Source organism: Roseixanthobacter psychrophilus (assembly GCF_043195195.1).
Lineage (GTDB): Bacteria > Pseudomonadota > Alphaproteobacteria > Rhizobiales > Xanthobacteraceae > NCEH01.
On sequence record NZ_JBAFWT010000152.1, the window covers coordinates 1 to 966 of the forward strand.

General features: G+C 63.1%; 1 protein-coding gene. It reads left to right on the plus strand.

Features of this window, described 5'->3' with window-relative positions; all coding sequences use genetic code 11:
- Window positions 1-833: TRAP transporter large permease (locus V5F77_RS28935; protein ID WP_429008491.1), on the plus strand; the 833-nt coding region annotated here is incomplete at its 5' end.
- Window positions 834-966: the final 133 nt, after the last annotated feature.

Consider the following 966-nt stretch of genomic DNA (forward strand, 5'->3'; position numbering starts at 1 on the left):
GGATTCTCATCCCTCCGTCGATCCCGATGATCGTCTACGGCGTCATCGCCCAGGAATCCATCGGCAGGCTGTTCATGGCCGGGATTCTGCCCGGGCTCATGCTCGCGGCAATGTTCGGCATCTATCAGATGTGGCTCGCGCGATCGCGATCCGGGTCGGCCCCGCGTCAGGTGATGGGGCCGGTCACCGTCTCCGACCGGCTGCGGGCGCTGGTGGACATCCTGCCCACCGGCGTCCTCATCGCCATCATCCTCGGCTCCATCTACACCGGCATCGCCACGCCCACCGAGACAGCGGCCATCGGGGTTGCCACGAGCTTCCTGCTCGCAGCCGTCCTCTATCGTGAGCTGACCTGGGCCAAGTGCCGGCAGATCCTGATCGAGACCGGGCGCGGCTCCATCATGGTGCTGACCATTATCGCCGGCGCCATGCTGTTCGGCTACGCCCTGACCACCACCGACGTCGCCCCCACCTTGTCGCGGCTGGTGGCGGGAGCAGACCTTTCGCCGTGGCTGGTGTTCATCGCCATCAACCTGCTCCTGCTCTTCCTTGGCTGCTTCCTGGAAACCCTCTCCATCATTGTGATCACCACGCCCATCATCATCCCGATCATCGAGAGTTTCGGCTGGGACAAGGTATGGTTCGGCGTGATCCTGATGATCAACATGGAGATGGCGCTCATCACGCCGCCGGTGGGGCTCAACCTGTTCGTGGTCAAGGGCGTGATGCCGGATGTCTCGCTCGGGCGGATCATCGTCGGCACCTTGCCCTATGTCCTCATCATGGCGCTGGCGCTGGCGCTGGTGGCGCTCGTTCCCGGGCTGATCGTCTGACGCGCGCCGCGGGGCGTGCCTTGTGTCACTTGGCACTTAATTAGGTTCTTCCTCACTTTGTGTGGTTCATTCGCCGTTAGCGAGGTTGAGGCTATGGGGGGCATGCGAACGAAATCGAAATGGTCACCCGCCC